This window comes from Streptomyces sp. NPDC048270, assembly GCF_040652335.1.
In the GTDB taxonomy this organism is placed as follows: Bacteria; Actinomycetota; Actinomycetes; order Streptomycetales; family Streptomycetaceae; genus Streptomyces.
This window is the reverse complement of sequence record NZ_JBEZLV010000009.1, coordinates 187839-207666: the sequence shown is the minus strand read 5'-3', so window position 1 is coordinate 207666 and position 19828 is coordinate 187839. Positions and strand designations below refer to the sequence as shown.

17 protein-coding genes and 1 pseudogene are annotated in these 19828 nt (G+C 73.7%); 9 read left to right on the top strand and 9 right to left on the bottom strand.

The window, feature by feature from the left end; all coding sequences use genetic code 11:
- Nucleotides 1–94, top strand: a pseudogene (locus AB0D66_RS11645) (alpha-lytic protease prodomain-containing protein); the annotation flags it as partial.
- On the opposite strand, the gene AB0D66_RS11640 reads toward AB0D66_RS11645, so the two are convergent.
- Complete coding sequence (locus tag AB0D66_RS11640) at nucleotides 90–644, bottom strand: helix-turn-helix transcriptional regulator (protein ID WP_362300365.1); 555 nt, start codon at nucleotides 642–644, stop codon at nucleotides 90–92. The pseudogene AB0D66_RS11645 and the gene AB0D66_RS11640 sit on opposite strands and share 5 nt — an antisense overlap.
- Before the next feature lie 222 nt (nucleotides 645–866).
- Between AB0D66_RS11640 and AB0D66_RS11635 the strand changes: the two genes are divergently transcribed.
- Complete coding sequence (locus AB0D66_RS11635) at nucleotides 867–1490, top strand: hypothetical protein (RefSeq protein WP_362300321.1); 624 nt, start codon at nucleotides 867–869, stop codon at nucleotides 1488–1490.
- A 56-nt stretch (nucleotides 1491–1546) separates the two neighbouring features.
- Complete coding sequence (locus AB0D66_RS11630; protein ID WP_362300318.1) at nucleotides 1547–1810, top strand: DUF6343 family protein; 264 nt, start codon at nucleotides 1547–1549, stop codon at nucleotides 1808–1810.
- 9 nt (nucleotides 1811–1819) lie between these two features.
- Here AB0D66_RS11630 and AB0D66_RS11625 read toward each other — a convergent pair whose 3' ends face one another.
- The 4 genes from AB0D66_RS11625 to rpsA form a co-directional block, all read right to left on the bottom strand.
- On the bottom strand, nucleotides 1820–2215 hold the full coding sequence (locus AB0D66_RS11625) for a tetratricopeptide repeat protein (protein ID WP_362300315.1): 396 nt from the start codon (nucleotides 2213–2215) through the stop codon (nucleotides 1820–1822).
- 50 nt (nucleotides 2216–2265) lie between these two features.
- Nucleotides 2266–2883 (bottom strand): dephospho-CoA kinase, encoded by a 618-nt coding sequence (gene coaE, locus AB0D66_RS11620; RefSeq protein ID WP_362300312.1) that lies wholly within the window; start codon nucleotides 2881–2883, stop codon nucleotides 2266–2268.
- A 47-nt stretch (nucleotides 2884–2930) separates the two neighbouring features.
- Nucleotides 2931–3869, bottom strand: a complete 939-nt coding sequence (locus AB0D66_RS11615; RefSeq protein WP_362300309.1) for a PAC2 family protein — start codon at nucleotides 3867–3869, stop codon at nucleotides 2931–2933.
- A gap of 241 nt (nucleotides 3870–4110) precedes the next feature.
- Complete coding sequence (gene rpsA / locus AB0D66_RS11610; protein WP_030720534.1) at nucleotides 4111–5622, bottom strand: 30S ribosomal protein S1; 1512 nt, start codon at nucleotides 5620–5622, stop codon at nucleotides 4111–4113.
- Between the two features lie 394 nt (nucleotides 5623–6016).
- Between rpsA and AB0D66_RS11605 the strand changes: the two genes are divergently transcribed.
- Together AB0D66_RS11605 and AB0D66_RS11600 are read left to right on the top strand one after the other, a co-directional pair.
- On the top strand, nucleotides 6017–6877 hold the full coding sequence (locus AB0D66_RS11605; RefSeq protein ID WP_362300304.1) for a class I SAM-dependent methyltransferase: 861 nt from the start codon (nucleotides 6017–6019) through the stop codon (nucleotides 6875–6877).
- Between the two features lie 4 nt (nucleotides 6878–6881).
- Nucleotides 6882–9596 (top strand): ATP-dependent helicase C-terminal domain-containing protein, encoded by a 2715-nt coding sequence (locus tag AB0D66_RS11600; RefSeq protein WP_362300301.1) that lies wholly within the window; start codon nucleotides 6882–6884, stop codon nucleotides 9594–9596.
- Here the strand turns inward: AB0D66_RS11600 and AB0D66_RS11595 are convergent.
- The 3 genes from AB0D66_RS11595 to AB0D66_RS11585 all read right to left on the bottom strand — a co-directional run bounded on the left by AB0D66_RS11595 (nucleotide 9586) and on the right by AB0D66_RS11585 (nucleotide 12239).
- Nucleotides 9586–10560 carry a DUF3068 domain-containing protein gene (locus AB0D66_RS11595; RefSeq protein ID WP_362300298.1) on the bottom strand — a complete coding sequence of 325 codons (975 nt, stop codon included), beginning with the start codon at nucleotides 10558–10560 and terminating at the stop codon, nucleotides 9586–9588. The two genes, AB0D66_RS11600 and AB0D66_RS11595, sit on opposite strands and share 11 nt — an antisense overlap.
- 14 nt (nucleotides 10561–10574) lie before the next feature.
- Complete coding sequence (locus tag AB0D66_RS11590; RefSeq protein ID WP_361751780.1) at nucleotides 10575–10715, bottom strand: SPW_0924 family protein; 141 nt, start codon at nucleotides 10713–10715, stop codon at nucleotides 10575–10577.
- Nucleotides 10716–10904: 189 nt separating this feature from the next.
- Nucleotides 10905–12239: a lytic transglycosylase domain-containing protein gene (locus AB0D66_RS11585; RefSeq protein ID WP_362300294.1), complete on the bottom strand. Its 1335-nt coding sequence runs from the start codon at nucleotides 12237–12239 to the stop codon at nucleotides 10905–10907.
- A 147-nt stretch (nucleotides 12240–12386) separates the two neighbouring features.
- Between AB0D66_RS11585 and AB0D66_RS11580 the strand changes: the two genes are divergently transcribed.
- The gene (locus AB0D66_RS11580; protein ID WP_362300291.1) at nucleotides 12387–13241 is read left to right on the top strand and encodes a DUF4184 family protein; all 855 of its coding nucleotides are present in this window, start codon (nucleotides 12387–12389) and stop codon (nucleotides 13239–13241) included.
- A 36-nt stretch (nucleotides 13242–13277) separates the two neighbouring features.
- Here AB0D66_RS11580 and polA read toward each other — a convergent pair whose 3' ends face one another.
- Complete coding sequence (polA, locus tag AB0D66_RS11575; RefSeq protein WP_362300288.1) at nucleotides 13278–16001, bottom strand: DNA polymerase I; 2724 nt, start codon at nucleotides 15999–16001, stop codon at nucleotides 13278–13280.
- 131 nt (nucleotides 16002–16132) lie between these two features.
- Between polA and AB0D66_RS11570 the strand changes: the two genes are divergently transcribed.
- From AB0D66_RS11570 to AB0D66_RS11560, 3 genes are all read left to right on the top strand, one after another.
- The gene (locus AB0D66_RS11570; protein ID WP_362300285.1) at nucleotides 16133–18403 is read left to right on the top strand and encodes an FdhF/YdeP family oxidoreductase; all 2271 of its coding nucleotides are present in this window, start codon (nucleotides 16133–16135) and stop codon (nucleotides 18401–18403) included.
- Nucleotides 18404–18457: 54 nt separating this feature from the next.
- Nucleotides 18458–18943: a hotdog fold thioesterase gene (locus AB0D66_RS11565; protein WP_362300283.1), complete on the top strand. Its 486-nt coding sequence runs from the start codon at nucleotides 18458–18460 to the stop codon at nucleotides 18941–18943.
- 453 nt (nucleotides 18944–19396) lie between these two features.
- Nucleotides 19397–19810, top strand: coding sequence for a hypothetical protein (locus tag AB0D66_RS11560; protein WP_362300280.1), 414 nt, complete (start codon nucleotides 19397–19399; stop codon nucleotides 19808–19810).
- Nucleotides 19811–19828 lie beyond the last annotated feature (18 nt).

Sequence of the window (19828 nt, the reverse complement as noted above, 5' to 3'; positions counted from 1 at the left end):
CGCGGGCACCGCCTGGCACACCGACCCCGCCACCGGGACCCTCGTGGTCACCGCCGACTCCACCGTCTCCGCCGCCGCCCTCGCGAGAATCAAGCCGATCCGGCACCCGCACCCGCACCCGGCCCCGCAGCCGGCCCCGGCCCTGGTCCCGGTCCCGCAGCCGGCCCCGCACCCACACCCGCACCCGCAGCCGGTCCCGCACCCACACCGGCACCCGCAACCGGCCCCACACCCACACCCGCACCCGGCCCCGCAACCGGCCCCACACCCACACCCGCACCCGGCCCCGCAACCGGCCCCACACCCACACCCACACCCGCACCCGCAACCGGCCCCACACCCACACCCGCACCCGCACCCGCACCCGCACCCGGTGACGGTCCCCGTGACGATCCCGAGGCGGGCGCCCGCCCCGGCGACCGGGCCGCCTCGCGCCTGCGGGCGTCCGCCAGGAGCCAGGCCCGGTGCAGGTCCACCGCCTCCCCCGGCGACGCCCCGCAGGCCCGGGCGAAGCGGTCCACCGCCGCGAACTCCGTCGGTACGGCCTCCCCGTTGCAGTAGCGGTGCAGGGTCGACGTACTCGTGTGCAGTGTGCGCGCCAGCGCCCCGTAACTGAGCCCCGCGCGTTCCTTCAGCTCCCGCATCAGCCGCGCGAACGACTCCGCCTCGCCCGACCGTTCCGCCTCGCCCACGACGTTCCCCCGTCCCGCGACTCCGTTCCATGCAGGGGGTGTTCCCCCAGGTGACAGCACGTACGGCCATTCCAGTGTCCCGAATGTGCCGCAATCCGTCGCCCGACACCCCGGCCCGGGGCAAGGCTGTTCACACACGGCAACACACCGCCATGGAAACGGGGAGAACCGACCATGTTCCGACGCACCGCCACCGCCACCGCCAGCGCCTTCGCAGCCCTCGCGGCCGCCGCCGCGCTCGCCCTGACCGCATCGACCACGGCCACGGCCACGGCCGCCACCGCGCCCGGGTTCGTCAACGGGGCCGACCTGCCGCCGCACCCCGGCTCGCCCTGGTACGCCGGCCAGGTCACGCAGGGGCTCCCCGAGTTCGCCCCGCTCTGTCTGGAGGGCGTGCTTCCGGCGCAGGGCAGCTGGCACCGCACGTTCGGTACGGAGTTCGACACCGGCGCCCTGCAGATCTCCGTACGGGCCGCCTCCGCCTCGGCCGCCGCGAAGCTGGCCGGCACCCTGGAACGCAAGGTCGCCGCCTGCGCCGCCGACTGGCTGCGGGCGACCCCGGGGGGCACCGCCTCCTGGGAGGACTACGGGAAGCTCCCCGTCGAGGAGGGGGCGCACGTCTACGGGGTGCACACCTCGATCCCCGAGTCCGAGCCGGGCGTCCACCTCTACGGCATCGGACGCGACGGCTCCACCGTCACCGTCGTCCAGTGGGGGCAGATGGGCGACCTTTCCCACGCGCCCGTCGCCGACTTCAGGAAGACGACCACCAGGGCCGTGAACAAGCTCAACCCGTGACCCGGCCGCGCGCCGCGCGCCGCGCCGAGTGGGACCATGGACATGAGGCGATGACCATGCGTTCCGGGAATGAGCCGGCGACCGCCCGCAGTGCGCTGCGGCTGCGGTTCTGGCTGAGTCTGTGGGGGCTGGTCTGGGCCGCCGCCGGGACGGCCGCGTTCTCGCTGGCGGCCCGTCCCGGATGGGCCGCGGTCTGCGGGGCGGTCGCGCTGCTGGCCGCGGTGGACCTGGCGGTGGTCGTCCACCGCATCCACCAGGGCCCGCACTACCAGCCCGGCCCGGACATCCCCCCGTACGAGCCGCCGCGCAACGAGCGGTGACGGTCCCCGCTACTGCTCGAAGCGGGCCGCTTCCAGGTACTCCGGCTGCGGGTCGAGGGCGGCGGCCAGCCGGAAGTGCTTGCGCGCCTGCTCGGGCCGGCCGGAGCGCTGGTGGGTGCGGGCCAGCGCGAAGTGGGCGTAGGCGTTGTCCGGCTCCCGCTCCAGCACCAGCTCGAACTCCAGCTGCGCCGGACGCAGTTGCGCCGCGGCGAAGAAGGCCCGGGCGCGCAGCAGCCGGGCCGCCGTGTTCTCGGGGTGGGCGGCTATGACGGAGTCGAGCAGCTTCACCGCGCCCCGCGGGTCGCGTGCGGCCAGCAGCTGCTCCGCGGCCCGGTAGTCGATGACGTGCGTCTCCGGGCTCGCCGACGAGGACGAAGACGAGGACTGCGGCGTGGTGTCGGACACGATCGGTTCCTTCCCTCTACGGGCGCGTTCAACGCCCCGCCCCGCGCCCGCTATTCCGTCGGCCGCCCCGGCTGCGCCGCGCGCGCGGTGAGCTCCGCCCACACCTTGCGCACCTGGGGTTCCAGCGCCTCCAGCGGCCCGTCGTTGTCGATCACCAGGTTCGCCACCGCGAGCCGCTGCTCCCGCGTGGCCTGCGCGGCCATCCTGGCCCGCGCCTCCTCCTCGGCCATGCCGCGCAGCCCGGTCAGCCGCGCCAGCTGCGTGGCGGGGGCCGCGTCCACCACGACCACCAGGTCGTACAGCGGCGCCAGGCCGTTCTCCGTGAGCAGCGGTACGTCGTGCACGACGATCGCGTCCTGCCCCGCGGCGGCCTCCAGCTCGGCCGAGCGGGCCCCGACCAGCGGGTGCACGATCGCGTTCAGGGTCTGGAGCTTCGCCGGGTCGGCGAACACGACGGAGCCCAGCTTCGGCCGGTCCAGAGCCCCCTCAGTGGTCAGCACCGCCTCCCCGAAGGCCGCGACGACGGCCGCGAGCCCCGGCGTACCGGGCTCGACGACCTCCCGCGCGATCCGGTCGGCATCCACGATGACCGCCCCGTACCCCGCCAGCCGTCGCGAGACCTCGCTCTTGCCGGCACCGATTCCGCCCGTCAACCCCACCTTCAGCATGGTCCTCAGCCTAGACCGCGCCCCCGCCGCCCCCACAGCCCCCGGTGTCAGTTCTCGCCCTCGCGCTCGGCGAGGAACCGCTCGAACTCGCGCCCGATCTCGTCCGCCGAGGGGATCTCCGCGGGCTCGGCGATCATGTTTCCGCGGGTCTCGGCGCCGGCGGCCGCGTCGTACTGGTGCTCCAGCCCCTGGACGAGGCCGACCAGTTCCTCGTCGCCCTCCCGGATCTGCCGGTCGATCTCCGTCTGCGTGCGGTGCGCTTCCGTCCGCAGGGCGTGTGCCACTGCGGGCAGGACCAGTCCGGTGGCCGCCGTGATGGCCTCCAGCACCGTCAGCGCCGCGTCCGGATACGGGGAGCGGGCCACGTAGTGCGGTACGTGCGCGGCGACGCCCAGCACGTCGTGCCCGGCCTGGGCCAGGCGGAACTCCACCAGGGACTCCGCGCTGCCGGGCACCTGGGCCTCGTCGAAGGGGCTGCGGTGGCCCGGCATGAGGTCGGTCCGGTTGCCGTGGGGGGTGATGCCGACGGGCCGGGTGTGCGGGACGCCCATGGGGATGCCGTGGAAGTTGACCGACAGCCGCACGCCGAGGCGCTCGACGATCTGCCGGACGGCCGCGCTGAAGCGCTCCCACTCCACGTCCGGCTCGGGGCCGGACAGCAGCAGGAAGGGGGCTCCGGTGGCGTCCTGGACCAGCCGGACCTCCAGCCGGGGCTCCTCGAACTCCGTCCAGTGGTCGCGCTGGAAGGTCAGCAGCGGGCGGCGGGCCCGGTAGTCCACCAGCCGGTCCGCGTCGAACCGCGCCACCACCTGGTGGGGCAGGGTGTCCAGGAGCCGCTCGACGATCTGCTCCCCGGCCTCGCCCGCGTCGATGTACCCCTCGAAGTGGTACAGCATGACCAGCCCGGCCGAGTCCTGGGCGAGCGCCAGGTCGGCCACCGCCAGGCCCTTGGCGTCCCATTCGTACAAGCCCTGTGGATCGAGCACCGTCACCACTCCTCCCTCGCTGCGCGTTCTCTGCAAGAACGTGCAAGGAGGCTGTGCCATTCCCCAGTTGGCCGTTTTCACACGAACGCAACAGGATCCGGGGGCCGGAGGCTCACCTGGCCCGGGAGGCTCGGAGGGGCCGGCGCACCGACGCGACAAGGCCCGCCCCCCGGAGGGGACGGGCCTTGTCGTTCAGCTCAACCAGCTCGGCTCACGCCCGGAGGCGTGGTGCGCGCTGCGATCAGCTCTGGCCGCCGGCCAGCTTCTCGCGGAGCGCGGCCAGGGCCTCGTCCGACGCCAGGGCGCCGGAGGTCTCGTCCGACTCCGAGGAGTACGAACCGCCCGAGATGCCCGCACCGGCGTTGCCGCCACCGGCGGCCGGGGCGGCAGCACCCTCGGCGGCAGCGGCCTCGTCGGCCTCGCGGCTCTTGATTACCTGAGCCTGGTGCTGCTCGAAGCGCTGCTGCGCCTCGGCGTACTGGGTCTCCCAGGCCTCGCGCTGCTTGTCGAAGCCCTCGAGCCAGTCGTTGGTCTCGGGGTCGAAGCCCTCGGGGTAGATGTAGTTGCCCTGGTCGTCGTACGACGCGGCCATGCCGTACAGGGTCGGGTCGAACTCGACCGACGCCGGGTCGGCACCGAAGGACTCGTTGGCCTGCTTCAGCGACAGCGAGATCCGGCGACGCTCGAGGTCGATGTCGATGACCTTGACGAAGATCTCGTCGTTGACCTGGACGACCTGCTCCGGGATCTCCACGTGGCGCTCGGCCAGCTCGGAGATGTGGACCAGACCCTCGATGCCCTCGTCCACGCGGACGAACGCACCGAACGGAACCAGCTTGGTGACCTTGCCCGGGACGACCTGGCCGATCTGGTGGGTCCGGGCGAACTGCTGCCACGGGTCTTCCTGCGTCGCCTTCAGCGACAGGGAGACGCGCTCGCGGTCCATGTCGACGTCGAGGACCTCGACGGTGACTTCCTGACCGACCTCGACGACCTCGGACGGGTGGTCGATGTGCTTCCAGGACAGCTCGGAGACGTGCACGAGACCGTCGACGCCACCCAGGTCCACGAAGGCACCGAAGTTGACGATCGAGGAGACGACGCCGGAGCGGACCTGACCCTTCTGCAGGGTGGTGAGGAACGTCTGGCGAACCTCGGACTGGGTCTGCTCGAGCCAGGCGCGGCGCGACAGAACCACGTTGTTGCGGTTCTTGTCGAGCTCGATGATCTTCGCCTCGAGCTCCTTGCCCACGTAGGGCTGGAGGTCGCGGACGCGACGCATCTCGACGAGAGAGGCCGGCAGGAAGCCGCGGAGGCCGATGTCGAGGATGAGACCACCCTTGACGACCTCGATGACGGTACCGGTGACGATGCCGTCTTCTTCCTTGATCTTCTCGATGGTGCCCCAGGCACGCTCGTACTGAGCGCGCTTCTTCGAGAGGATCAGGCGGCCTTCCTTGTCCTCCTTCTGGAGAACCAGGGCCTCGATCTCGTCGCCGACCTTGACGACCTCGTTCGGGTCGACGTCGTGCTTGATCGAGAGCTCGCGGCTCGGGATGACGCCTTCGGTCTTGTAACCGATGTCGAGGAGAACCTCGTCCCGGTCAACCTTGACGATGACGCCGTCGACGATGTCGCCATCGTTGAAGTACTTGATCGTCTCGTCGATCGCCGCGAGGAACGCGTCCGCGTCGCCGATGTCGTTGACCGCAACCTGCGGAGTGGTGGCGGTGGTCTCGGTGCTGCTCGTCATGTGGGAAAGGGCTCCGGTTACGGACAGAAAGTCGTAGGTACTGCTACGCCGGGAGCCCTTATCGGCATCCACCGAAGACCGGACAGCCAAGGAGGCCCCCGATCCGCGGAAGAGCGGCAGGGCCTCGAAAACCGAGGGGACATCAACAGATGCAAGCGCAGCCTGCTAGGTCTGAGGAGCACAGGCTCGCAGCGCAACTTGTAGCATACGGGGGCAGCCGGACAGGGTCAATGCGCGAAGGCGGACACCCCCGGCGGATCGCCGCACAACCGGCACAATTCGTGGGCGGGGAGGCGCTGATGACGCTTCCCCGTCACTTTTCGCGGCGAGCCACGGACGGCCGCGGGCATCCACGGGCATCCACAGACATTCGCAGACTACGACGACGGGCCCCATGAACCAAGAGGACTACGCCCCCGAAGACGCGTACGGCGCCGATCCCCGCACCGGCGAGGACGCCGAGGCCACCCGGCGTGACGCGGGGGAGGCGGAGAGCAGCCGGGCCAGCCGCGGCTGGTGGGACCGCAACGCCGACGAGTACCAGAGCGAGCACGGCGCCTTCCTCGGCGACGACCGCTTCGTCTGGGGACCCGAGGGGCTCGACGAGGCGGAGGCGGCCCTCCTAGGCCCCGCCTCCTCCCTCAAGGGCAAGGACGTCCTGGAGATCGGCGCCGGCGCCGCCCAGTGCTCGCGCTGGCTCGCCGCCCAGGGGGCCCGCGCGGTCGCCCTCGACCTCTCCCACCGCCAGCTCCAGCACGCCCTGCGCATCGGCGGCGACGACGTGCCGGGGGCCCTCCTCGTCGAGGCGGACGCCGGCCGGCTGCCCTTCCGCGACGCCTCCTTCGACCTGGCCTGCTCCGCCTACGGGGCCGTCCCCTTCGTCGCGGACCCGGTGAACGTGATGCGCGAGGTGCACCGCGTGCTGCGCCCCGGCGGCCGCTGGGTCTTCTCCGTCACCCATCCCCTGCGCTGGGCCTTCCCCGACGAGCCCGGCCCCGAGGGGCTGTCCGTCGCCGCCTCCTACTTCGACCGCACCCCGTACGTGGAACAGGACGAGCAGGGCCGCGCCGTGTACGTGGAGCACCACCGCACGGTCGGCGACCGGGTCCGCGACGTGGTGGCGGGCGGCTTCCGGCTGGTCGACCTCGTCGAGCCGGAGTGGCCGGAGTGGAACAGCCAGGAGTGGGGCGGCTGGTCCCCGCTGCGCGGCAACCTGATCCCGGGTACGGCGATCTTCGTGTGCGAGAGGGACTGATTCCTTGATCCGCCGCTCCGACCTCGACGCCCTCCCCGTACGGGAGGCCGTGCCCGCGCTCGTCTCGGCGCTGGACGCCCACGGCACCGCCGTGCTCTGCGCCCCGCCCGGCACCGGCAAGACCACGCTGGTGCCCCTGGTCCTGGCGGGGCTGGTGGGGGGCGGGCCCCGGCGCAGGGTCGTGGTCGCCGAACCGCGGCGGATCGCGGCCCGGGCGGCGGCCCGGCGGATGGCCTGGCTGCTGGGCGAGCCGGTGGGCGGCGCGGTGGGCTTCACGGTGCGCGGGGAGCGGGTGGCGGGCCCCTCGACGGTGGTGGAGGTGGTCACCACCGGTGTGCTGCTCCAGCGGCTCCAGCGGGACCAGGAGCTGTCCGGCGTGGACCTGGTGGTCCTGGACGAGTGCCACGAGCGGCACCTGGACGCCGACACCGTCGCCGCCTTCCTCCTGGACGTACGGGAGACCCTGCGCCCGGAGCTGCGGCTGGTGGCGGCTTCGGCGACGACCGACGCGGCGGGCTGGGCCCGGCTGCTGGGGGGCGCTCCGGTGGTGGAGGCCGCGGGCGCCTCGTACCCGGTGGAGACGGTGTGGGCCCCGCCTGCCCGGCCGGTGAGGCCCCCGCACGGGATGCGGGTGGATCCGGCGCAGCTGGCGCACGTGGCCTCGGTGGTGCGGCGGGCGCTGGCGGAACGTTCCGGCGACGTGCTGTGCTTCCTGCCCGGCGTCGGGGAGATCGCCCGGGTGGCCGGGCAGCTGGGCGGTGTGGACGCGCAGGTCCTCCAGGTCCACGGCCGGGCGGCGGCCGCGGTGCAGGACGCGGCGCTGACGGCCTCGGACCACCGCCGGGTGATCCTCGCGACGGCGGTCGCGGAGTCCAGCCTGACCGTTCCCGGGGTCCGCGTGGTGGTGGACTCCGGGCTGGCCCGCGAACCCCGGGTGGACCATGCGCGCGGGCTGGGCGCGCTGGCGACCGTACGGGCCTCCCGCGCGGCATGCCGCCAGCGGGCGGGCCGGGCCGGGCGCGAGGCGCCGGGCGCGGTGTACCGCTGCTGGACGGAGGCGGAGGACGCCCGCCTCCCCGCCTTCCCGGCGCCGGAGATCCGCATCGCGGACCTGGCGCAGTTCGCGCTGCAGGCGGCCTGCTGGGGCGACCCGGACGCGGCCGGCCTGGCGCTGCTGGACCCGCCGCCCGCCGGGGCGATGGCCGCGGCGCGCGAGGTGCTGGTGGCGGTCGGCGCGGTGGACGCGGCCGGGCGGCCGACCGGGCGGGGGTTGCGGATGGCCCGGCTGGGCCTGCACCCGCGGCTGGCGCGTGCGCTGCTGGACGGGGCGTCGGCCGTCGGGGCCCGCCGTGCGGCGGAGATCGTGGCGCTGCTGAGCGAGGAGCCGCCGCGGGAGTACGGGGACGACCTGGGGGCGGCGTGGCGTTCTGCCCGCCGGGGCGGCGACGCGTATGGCGTGCGCTGGCGTGCGGAAGCGGCCCGCCTGCGGCGCGCGGTCCTCGCCCCTGCGGACCCCTCCGCGCCGGGGGGCCCTGCTCCGGACCCCGCGGGGCTCTCCCCCACCGCGCCCCTTCCCGGAACCGGGCTCCGCCCGGACCCGTCGGGGGCTCCGCCCCCGGACCCCCGCGCCTCAGACGCCGGCGGGGCTGAAATGGCCCTCTGGGCCGTCCAGCGCACCGCCGGGCACCCTCCGGCCCCGCCGGCGTTCGAGGCGCAGGGTCCGGGGCTGAGCCCCGGTGACGACGGCGTGGCCGGGCTCGTCGCGGCCTTGGCGTTCCCGGAGCGGGTGGCCAAGGCCAGGGGGGAGGGGGCGTTCCTCATGGCCTCCGGGACCGGGGCCGAGCTCGGTGACGGGTCGCCGCTGCGCCGGGCGCCCTGGCTGGCCGTCGCCGTCGCCGACCGGCCCCCGCACTCGGCCTCCGCGCGGATCCGGCTCGCCTCCGTCATCGACGAGGACACCGCGCTGGCCGCCGCCGCCCACCTGCGGACCGAGGGGGACGAGGTGCGCTGGGAGGACGGGGACCTCGTGGCCCGCGCCACGCACCGGCTCGGGGCCGTCGAGCTCGCCGCCCGCCCGCTGCGCGACCCCGATCCGGCCCTCGTCCGGGCCGCCCTGCTCGACGGGCTGCGCGGCGAGGGGCTCGGGCTGCTGCGCTGGTCCGCGGACGCGGAGGGCCTGCGGGCCCGGCTGGGGTTCCTGCACCGGACGCTCGGCGGCGCCTGGCCCGACGTGGCGGACGACGGGGTCCTGCTGGACCGCGCCGACGACTGGCTGGAGCCCGAGCTCTCGCGGGCCCGGCGCCGGGCCGACCTCGGCCGGATCGACGCGGGTCAGGCCCTGCACCGGCTGCTGCCCTGGGCCACCGGCGAGGCAGCCCGGCTGGACGAGCTGGCTCCGGAACGGCTGGAGGTGCCCAGCGGGTCCCGGATCCGGGTCGACTACTCCGCGGAGCACGGGCAGCCGGTGCTCGCCGTCAAACTCCAGGAGCTGTTCGGGCTGGCCGAGACCCCCAGGATCGCGGGAGTCCCCGTACTCGTCCACCTGCTGTCGCCCGCCGGACGGCCCGCCGCCGTCACCGCCGACCTCGCCTCCTTCTGGCAGGGCGGCTACCGGGCCGTCCGAGCCGAGCTGCGCGGCCGCTACCCCAAGCACCCCTGGCCCGAGGACCCCTCCACCGCGGAGCCCACCCGGCACACCAACGCCCGGCTCAGGCGCTGAGCTCCTCCCGGGGGCCGCGCCGGCTCCTCGCCTCCAGCCACAGCGCGAGCCCGAGGAGCAGCAGGCCGCCGGCGGCCAGGCCGATCGGGGCGTAGGTGTGCAGGGCGAGCACCTTCGTGCGGTTCGCCGCGACCAGGTCGAGGGTGTACTCGGCGTAGTCCTCGCGCATCTTCACGTGCCCGGCGAAGGCGGTGAGCTTGCCGTCGGGGCCGCTCGCCGCGATCCCGCCGCGCATCTCCTGCTTGATCTCCTGCTCGGCGTTGACGGGCGCCCCGGTGACCGGGTCCACCCAGAACATCGCCTTGGTCGTGTACCAGAGGGTGGTGCCGGTGGTCGCCTCGATCGTCGCCGGGTCGATGCCCTCGATGGGCATCTTCTTCGGCATGGAGACCTTGGTCCACGGGACGGTCTGCTCGAAGTAGTAGACCTCCATGCCGCGGTACGTGCGCGGGCCGACGTAGTGGATCGGGGAGGAGGTGCGGGTCTGCGCGTCGAAGTACAGGTAGTCGCGCGGCTCGGTGAAGAACGGCCACTTGAACTCGATGCCCTCGCGCTTGACCGGGTCCCCGTCGACCATCTCGCCGGTGGCGTGCACCGGGTCCTGGGTGTGGGCGTCGAAGATGTAGCGCTCGGGGATCTGGGAGACCGTCTTGCCCTCCGGGTCCATGATGTGCGTCAGCGTGTCCCAGACGACCACGTCCTTGCCGGCGCTGGCCTCGATCTCCTTCGACGCCTCGACGTTGCCCTTGAGGGTCTGGACGATGGTGACCTTGTCGACCTTCTTGGGCTGCATGCCGTTGAAGTAGTCGAGGAGGGTCGCGTCCTTCGCCTCCAGGACCATCTCCTGGTACTGGTTCGGCGGGATCTTGGCGAGCCGCGGGTACGCGTACCAGCGCAGCAGCGGTGAGAGCGCCGCGCAGAACACGGCGAGGGCCAGCAGGACAAGGCTCGCTCTGCGTCGCATGGCCGGGCCCTCCTCTACTTTCCGGGCGCGGGGGGCGCGGTGGTGAGCAGGGGCTTGGGGGAGGTCTTGCCTTCGGGCGCCCCGAGCGCCGTGACGGCGAGGACGAGGAGCACCGCGAGGACGAGCCCGCTGGCGGCGGCGATGAATGCGCGCATGCCGGGCCTCCGGAATCTGATAGGGCGTCAGGGCGGAGGCACCGTAGCAACGCGGGGGCCAGATGAGAACCGTCTGGTGCCGCGACCGGGCAGGTTTGCCGGGGCGCGTGGTCCGGGGGTGGCGGCCGCGCGCACCTGTCCGGCCCGGCGGACGGCGGCGACAGCCGGCGGCCCCGGATCCCTCGCGCGCTACCGGGCCCCGGTCCCGCCGGTCGCCTCCGGCGTGGGGGACGGGGAGGGGGACGCGGGCCTCGACGCGGACGGGGAGGCGGAGGCGGACGCGGACGCGGACGGCTTGGGTGCGGGCTTCGTGGGCGCGGTGGCCGTCGGGGTCGGGCTCGGCGTACGTGTCGGGGACGGGGTCGGAGCGGGAGGGGGTGTGGGGCTGGGGGTCGGGGTGGGAGTGGGTGTAGGAGTCGGCGTCGGCGTCGGGCTGGGGGTCGGCGTGGGGGTGGGCGTGGGAGTAGGCGTCGGCTTCGGGTCCGTGGTCGGGTCCGGCGTCGGCTTCGGGTCCGGCGTGGGGCTCGGCGTCGGCTTCGGGTCCGGCGTCGGCGTCGGGTCCGGCGTGGGGCTCGGCGTCGGCTTCGGGTCCGGGGTGGGCGTCGGGTCCGGCTTCGCGGGCGGCTTCGGTGCCGTCGCCGCGGGCTCGGGCGCGGGGGTGCCGGCCGCGTCCGGGACCTCGTGCGTTCCCTTGAGGTAGTACGTGAACCAGGACCGCACGGTCCGCAGGTACTCCGTGGAGTGGTTGTACGACAGCACGGCCCGGTCCAGGTCCGCCTCCACCCGCAGGTCCCTGGTGCCCGCGCACAGGTACCGCCCGGCCGCGAGGGCCGCGTCGTACACGTTGTTCGGGTCGCGCCGCCCGTCGCCGTCCGCGTCCTGGCCCCAGGCCGCCCAGGTGGAGGGGATGAACTGCATCGGGCCGACCGCCCGGTCGTAGCGGGCGTCGCCGTCGTACGCCCCGCCGTCCGTGTCCCGGATGTTCGCGAAGCCGTTGCCGTCGAGCACGGGGCCGAGGATCGGCCTCAGCGTGGTGCCCGACGCGTCGACCCGGCCGCCGCGGGCCTGCCCCGATTCGACCTTGCCGATCGCCGCGAGCAGCTGCCAGCGCAGCCCGCAGCGGGCGTCGCTCTCCCCCACGTTCTTCTCCGCCCGCAGGTACGCGGCGAGCACGCTCGCGGGTATCCCCTGCGTTCCCACGCCCGCGGCCGCGCCCCCGGCGGCCGCTGCGGGAACGGTCTCGGCCGCCGGCTGCCCTGCCGGGGCGGAAGGCTGCCCGTCCGGCAGCAGCACGGCCTGCGGGTCGGGGCTGACCAGCGGCGGGAGTTCGGTGAAGTAGGAGCTGTCCCCTCCGGTGCCGCTGTCCGGGAGGGGCTGCGCGCCGCCGTCCCCGGCGGCGGAGGTCCGCTCCCCGCTCCCGCCGGCCGGCCCCTGGGAGGCGGTCACCGCGGCGACCACCAGGGCGGATACCAGGGCTGCCGCCGCGCCCCTGCGCAGCCCGCGTCCGAATATTCGAGCCGACATCAGCCGGACCCCTCCCCCTCGACGTCCGCGTGACCCTACGTCAACTCCCTGCACAGGGCACGCACGCCGGGGTGGAATTCACCACATCCCCACGTCCTGCGGGGGTCGCGCATACTGGCCGCAGGGAGAAGATCCAGGAGAGGTGCCATGCCGTTCACGCTCAGCCATGCGGCCGCCGTCCTTCCGGCCGTCCGCCGTACCGGGCGGGCGCGGGGGCCGCTGGTCGCCTCGGCGCTGGTCCTCGGATCGTTCGCGCCGGACACCTTCTACTTCGCCGACGCGGTCGTCGGCGGGGTCATGTCGTACGGCGCCTTCACGCATTCCCTGCCGGGCGTGCTCACCGCGGACGCGGCGCTCACCGCCGTCCTCGTGGCGTGCTGGCTGCTGCTGCGCGAGCCGCTGATCGCGCTCCTGCCCCGCGGCCGGCGGGGCCGCGTCCACGCCTTCGTGCGGGGCGAGCACTGGCGGGGGCGCCGACTGCTCCCGCTCGCCCTCTGGTTCTACCTCTCGGCGGTCGCCGGATCGCTCACGCACGTCGTATGGGACAGCTTCACGCACCTGGACCGCTGGGGAACCGACGCCCTGCCCGCGCTCGGTGAGCCGCTCGCCTTCGGCCTGCCGCTCTACTCCTACCTGCAGTACGGGACTTCGGCGGTCGCCGCCTGCGCGATCGGCTGGTTCCTCTTGACGGCGCTGCGCCGGCTGCCGCCCTCCCCGGTCCCCGCGTCCGTGCCGGCACTGACCCGGGCCGAGACCCGGTGGGCGCTGGCCCTGCTCGCGGTGTGCGTGGCGGCAGGGGTCACGGTGCGCGTGATCCGCTTCTTCACCTTCTTCGACCGGATCCGCACGCCGCTCGACATCATCCCGACGGTCTGCTTCGGGGCGGGCGGCGGCCTCGCCGTGGGCCTGCTGCTGTACGGGGCCCTCGTACGGGTCCGGCACCGCGGCGGCCGCGCCCGCCGCACCCCGCAGGAGACGCGAACGCCCGTCCCCACGCTCTAGCGGGGACGGGCGTCGCGGACGGTCCGAGCGGGCGGGTCAGTGCGCGGCGGACTCCCAGTCGGAGCCGACGCCCACGGACACGTCCAGCGGGGCCCGGAGCTCGACGGCGGCGCCCATCTCGCGGCGCACCAGCTCCTCCACCCGCTCGCGCTCGCCCGGCGCGATCTCCAGCACGATTTCGTCGTGGACCTGGAGCAGCATCCGCGACCGCAGCCCGGCCTGCACGATGGCCCGGTCCACGCGCAGCATCGCGACCTTGACGATGTCGGCGGCGGTGCCCTGGATCGGGGCGTTGAGCGCCATCCGCTCGGCGGCCTCGCGGCGCTGGCGGTTGTCGCTGCCCAGGTCGGGCAGGTACCGGCGGCGGCCGAAGACCGTCGCCGTGTAGCCGGTGGCGCGGGCCTCGTCCACGACGCGCCGGAGGTAGTCGCGGACCCCGCCGAAGCGCTCGAAGAACGTCTCCATCAGGCCGCGCGCCTCGGCGGGCTCGATGTTCAGCTGCTGGGCGAGCCCGAACGCGGACAGTCCGTACGCGAGCCCGTACGACATGGCCTTGATCTTGCGGCGCATCTCGGCGTCGACCTGCGACCGCTCCACGCCGAACACCTGGGAGGCGACGGTGGTGTGCAGGTCCTCGCCGGTGGCGAACGCCTCGATCAGGCCCTCGTCCTCGGAGAGGTGGGCCATCACGCGCAGCTCGATCTGGCTGTAGTCCGCCGTCATCAGGGACTCGAAGCCCTCGCCGACGACGAACCCGCGGCGGATGGCGCGGCCCTCGTCGGTGCGCACCGGCACGTTCTGCAGGTTGGGGTCGGTGGAGGACAGCCGTCCGGTCGCGGCGACGGTCTGGCTGAAGCTGGTGTGCACCCGGCCGTCGGCGCCGATGGTCTTGACCAGGCCCTCGACGGTGACGCGCAGCTTGGCCTGCTCCCGGTGCCGCAGCATGATCACCGGCAGTTCGTGGTCGGTCTGCGTGGCCAGCCAGGCCAGCGCGTCCGCGTCCGTGGTGTAGCCGGTCTTGGTCTTCTTGGTCTTGGGCAGGTCCAGCTCGCCGAAGAAGACCTCCTGGAGCTGCTTGGGCGAGCCGAGGTTGAACTCGTGGCCGACCGCCGCGTGCGCCTCCTTCACCGCCTGCTGCACCGCTCCGGCGAACTGCTGCTCCATGGCCTCCAGGTGGTCGCGGTCGGCGGCGATGCCGGACCGCTCCATCCGGGCCAGCAGCTCGGACGTGGGCAGCTCCATGTCGTGGAGCAGCTCCACGGCGCCGACCTCGGCGAGCTTGCCGGTGAAGGCCTCGCCCAGGTCCAGGACCGCGCGGGCCTGCGCCATCAGCGCCTCGGCCTCGGCCGTCTCGTCGGCGCCGAAGGCCAGCTGACCGTCGGCGGCGGCCGGGGCCAGCTCGCGGTGCAGGTACTCGTTGGACAGCACGTCCAGGGCGAAGGACCGGCGGCCCGGCTTGACCAGGTAGGCGGCGAGCGCGGTGTCCATGGTGACGCCCGCGAGGCTCCAGCCGTGCTCGGGGAAGACCCGCATCAGGCCCTTCGCGTTGTGCACCACCTTCGGCCGCGCCGCGTCGGCGGCCCAGGCGGCGAAGGCCCGCTCGTCGGCCTCGTCCAGCTCGGACGGCTCGAACCAGGCGGCGGCGCCGTCGGCGGCGGCCAGCGCGATCTCGCTGACGTTGCCCTGCCCCAGCGCCCAGCTGTCCACGGTGGAGATGCCCAGCGGGACGCCCGCGCGGCCCTCGAGCCACGGCGCGAGCTCGCCCGCGCCCAGCACGCTGCCGTCCAGCTCCACACCGGCCGCGGCCGGAACGGGGGCGGGTTCCTCGGCGGCGCCCGGGTCCACGGCCAGCAGCCGCTCGCGCAGCGAGGCGTTGCGGATCTCCAGCACGTCCAGCACGCCGGTCACCGCGGACCGGTCGTACGGCAGGCGGGCCAGGTCGGAGGGGGTCTTGGGCAGCTCCACGTCCTTGACCATCTCGGTCAGGACGCGGTTGAGCTTGACGGCCTCCAGGTGGTCCCGGAAGTTCTGCCCGGCCTTGCCCTTGACCTCCTCGGCACGCTCCACGAGCTCCGCGAACGAACCGAACTGGGTGATCCACTTGGCGGCGGTCTTCTCACCGACGCCCGGGATGCCGGGCAGGTTGTCGGACGGGTCGCCGCGCAGCGCGGCGAAGTCCGGATACTGCTGGGGGGTGAGCCCGTACTTCTCCTCGACCTTCTCCGGGGTGAACCGGGTCAGCTCGGAGACGCCCTTGGTCGGGTAGAGCACGGTGGTGTGCGCGGAGACGAGCTGGAAGGAGTCCCGGTCGCCGGTGACGATCAGCACCTCAAAGCCCAGCGCCTCCGCCTGCGTCGCCAGCGTCGCGATCACGTCGTCGGCCTCGAAGCCGTCGACGGCGAACCGCGGCACGTGCATCGCGTCGAGCAGCTCTCCGATCAGCTCGACCTGCCCCTTGAACTCGTCGGGGGTCTTGGAGCGGTTCGCCTTGTACTCGGGGAACTCCGTCGAGCGCCACGTCTTGCGCGAGACGTCGAACGCCACCGCGAAATGCGTGGGCGCCTCGTCGCGCAGCGTGTTCGCCAGCATCGACGCGAAGCCGTAGATGGCGTTGGTCGGCTGGCCGGTCGCGGTGGTGAAGTTCTCCGCGGGCAGCGCGAAGAACGCCCGGTACGCCAGGGAGTGCCCGTCCATGAGCATCAGGCGGGGGCGGTCCGCTGCGGTCGTCTGGTCCGTCTTCTTCGATGCTGTCTCTGCCACGCCCCCGATCCTAGGCGCCCCCACCGACAATTCCGGACGGCCTGTGCGGAGGGGCAAATCCGGCGTCGGCGATGTCGGCGGAGCGTGACAGGATCGGATGTGTACGCGAAGACTGCTCGAAGGGGAGCGCCATGGCCACCAAGCCGCCCGCAGGTGATCCGGTCCAGGACGCGCCCCAGGTCGCGCCGCCGAAGCACGCGGCCGCCGGCCTCCCCGCGATCGGGCACACCCTGAAGATCGCGCAGCAGCAGATGGGCCTGGCCCGTACCGCCCGCACCCTGCTCAAGGTCAACCAGAAGGACGGCTTCGACTGCCCCGGCTGCGCCTGGCCCGAGGGCGACAAGCGGCACACCGCCGAGTTCTGCGAGAACGGGGCCAAGGCCGTCGCCGAGGAGGCCACGCTGCGCCGGGTCACCCCGGAGTTCTTCGCCGCCCACCCGCTCGCCGACCTGGCGACCCGCTCCGGCTACTGGCTGGGCCAGCAGGGCCGCATCACGCAGCCGATGTACCTCGCGGAGGGCGCCGACCGGTACGAGGCGGTCAGCTGGGAGCGCGCCTTCGAGGTCATCGCGCAGGAGCTGCGCGCCCTCGCCTCCCCCGACGAGGCCCTCTTCTACACCTCGGGCCGCACCAGCAACGAGGCCGCGTTCCTCTTCCAGCTCTTCGCCCGCGAGTTCGGCACCAACAACCTGCCCGACTGCTCCAACATGTGCCACGAGTCCTCGGGCTCCGCGCTCAACGAGACCATCGGGATCGGCAAGGGCAGCGTCTCCCTCGAGGACCTCCACCAGGCCGAACTGATCATCGTGGCCGGGCAGAACCCGGGCACCAACCACCCGCGCATGCTCTCCGCCCTGGAACAGGCCAAGGCCTCCGGCGCGAAGATCATCTCGGTGAACCCGCTGCCCGAGGCCGGCATGGAGCGGTTCAAGAACCCCCAGACCCCCCTCGGCATGCTCAAGGGCACCGCCCTCAACGACCTGTTCCTGCAGATCCGCATCGGCGGCGACCAGGCCCTCTTCCGCCTCCTGAACAAGCTCGTCATCGAGGCGGACGGAGCCACCGACCAGGCGTTCATCCGCGAACACACCCACGGCTACGAGGAGTTCGCCGCCGCCGCCAAGGAGGCGGACTGGGCCGAGACCCTCACCGCCACCGGCCTGACCCGGCCCGAGATCGAGCGCGCCCTCGACATGGTCCTGGCCTCCCGGCGCACCATCGTCTGCTGGGCCATGGGCCTGACCCAGCACAAGCACGCCGTCGCCACCATCCGCGAGGTCGTCAACCTCCTCCTGCTGCGCGGCGACATCGGCCGCCCCGGCGCGGGCGTCTGCCCCGTCCGCGGCCACTCCAACGTCCAGGGCGACCGCACCATGGGGATCTTCGAACGCCCCGCACCGGCCTTCCTCGACGCCCTCGACCGCGAGTTCTCGATCACCTCGCCCCGGCACCACGGCTTCGACGTGGTCCGCTCCATCCAGGCCCTGCGCGACGGCGAGGCCAAGGTCCTCTTCGCCATGGGCGGCAACTTCGTCGGCGCCACCCCCGACACCGAGGTCACCGAGGCCGCGATCCGCCGCGCCTCCCTGACCGTGCACGTCTCCACCAAGCTCAACCGCTCCCACGCCGTCACCGGCCGGCGCGCCCTGATCCTGCCCACCCTCGGCCGCACCGACAAGGACGTCCAGGCCGCCGGCAAGCAGTTCGTGACCGTCGAGGACTCCATGGGCATGGTCCACGCCTCCCGCGGCAACCTCTCCCCCGCGAGCCCGCACCTGCTTTCCGAGCCGGCCATCGTGGCCCGCCTGGCCCGCGCCGTCCTCGGCGAGGCCTCCACGACCCCGTGGGAGGAGTTCGAGCGGGACTACGCCGCCATCCGCGACCGGATCTCCCGGGTGGTGCCGGGCTTCGAGGACTTCAACGCCAAGGCCGCGCGCCCCGGCGGCTTCCGCCTCCCGCACGCCCCGCGCGACGAGCGCCGCTTCCCCACCAGGACCGGCAAGGCCAATTTCACCGCCGCGCCCGTCGAGTACCCCGAGGTCCCGCAGGGCCGGCTGCTCCTGCAGACCCTGCGCAGCCACGACCAGTACAACACCACGATCTACGGGCTCGACGACCGCTACCGCGGGATCACCGGCGGCCGCCGCGTGGTGATGGTCAACCCGCAGGACGCCGCCGAGCTGGGGCTGGCCGACGGCGCCTACACCGACCTGGTCAGCGAGTGGAGGGACGGCGTGGAGCGGCGGGCCCCGGGCTTCCGCGTCGTGCACTACCCGACCGCCCGCGGCTGCGCGGCCGCCTACTACCCCGAGACGAACGTGCTGGTCCCGCTCGACTCCACCGCGGACACCAGCAACACCCCCGCGAGCAAGTCCGTCGTCATCCGCTTCGAACCGGCCTGATAGAACGACCTCAGGACAAGATGGTTAACGAGCGTTGACGAACGGAGCCGGCCCATGGGCGAGCAGCACGCAGTGAAGTTCCCGCAGGAGGTCCTCGACGAGTACGCGGCCCTGGGCATCGACCTGCCCTCGCTCTTCTCGGCGGGCCACCTCGGCGAGCGCATGGACATCAGGATCCTGGAGGCCTCGGCCGAGCGGGTCGTGGCCACGATGCCGGTGGAGGGCAACACCCAGCCGTACGGGCTGCTGCACGGCGGAGCCTCCGCCGTGCTCGCCGAGACCCTCGGCTCCGTCGGCGCCATGATGCACGGCGGCATCACCAAGATCGCCGTCGGCGTGGACCTGAACTGCACCCACCACCGCGGCGTGCGCTCCGGCCTGGTCACCGGCGTCGCCACCCCCGTGCACCGGGGCCGCTCCACCACCACCTACGAGATCGTGATCAGCGACGAGCAGGACCGGCGCGTGTGCACCGCCCGTCTGACCTGCCTGCTGCGCGACGCCGACCCGGCCGGCGCCCAGAACCCCGCCGGAGCCTGAGCCCGGGCCGAAGGCCGCGCACGGCCGAGCCGAAGACCGCGCAAGCCAGGCCGAAAACCGCGCAAGGCCGGGCCGACGGCCGGGCACGGCCGGGGCCAGGACCCGCCGGACCCCGGCCCGCCGCCCGGCCGCGACCGCGGCCGCCCGCGCCCCCGGAGCCCCCGCAGGCCCGGACCCCGCCCCCACGGGCGGCGCGTCCGGGCCCGCGCCCGTTCCGGGGTGCCGCTTCCGGGGCCCCGGGCGCAGCGCCGCCACCCGACCCGGCCGCGCCGCCACCCGACCCGGCCGCGCCGCCGCCGGACCCGGCCGCGCCGCCGCCGGACCGGGTCGCGCCCCCGCCCCCCCCGTACGCCCCGTACGCCCCTCCGCCCGCACCCGCCCGGAACCCGCCACTCCGCACCCGTACCGCCCCCTTCTGTTGTGTCACCGATGGTGACCGCCTACCTTCCCCTCATGGGGACCCCGCCACGCTCCACGGTCCGGCACGCCGCCACCACCCTGCTCGCGGCGCTCACCCTGACCGGCACGCTCACCGGATGCACGCCTTCCGCCCCACCTCCCGCGGCAGGCCCGCAGAGCCCTTCCCCCAGCCCGTCCTCGCCGGCGCAGATCTGCACCAGCCTCGTCTCGTACTGGGCGAAGGAGACGCTCCTGGGCACCAAGTGGTCCGGTCTGGACTGGGAGCAGAAGGGCCTGTCCAACGACCAGTACGCGATCCACGAGGACGCCGTGGCCGCCGGGCGCGCCGAGGAGCGAACTGCCGGGCGGGAACAGGCACTTGAGCTGATCGACCGGTTCGTGGCGCAGCGCTGCGCCGAGCAGGACGGGGCGACGCGGAGCTCGGAGAACCGGCGCCCCCCGACGTGACCCGGGTCACCGCATTCC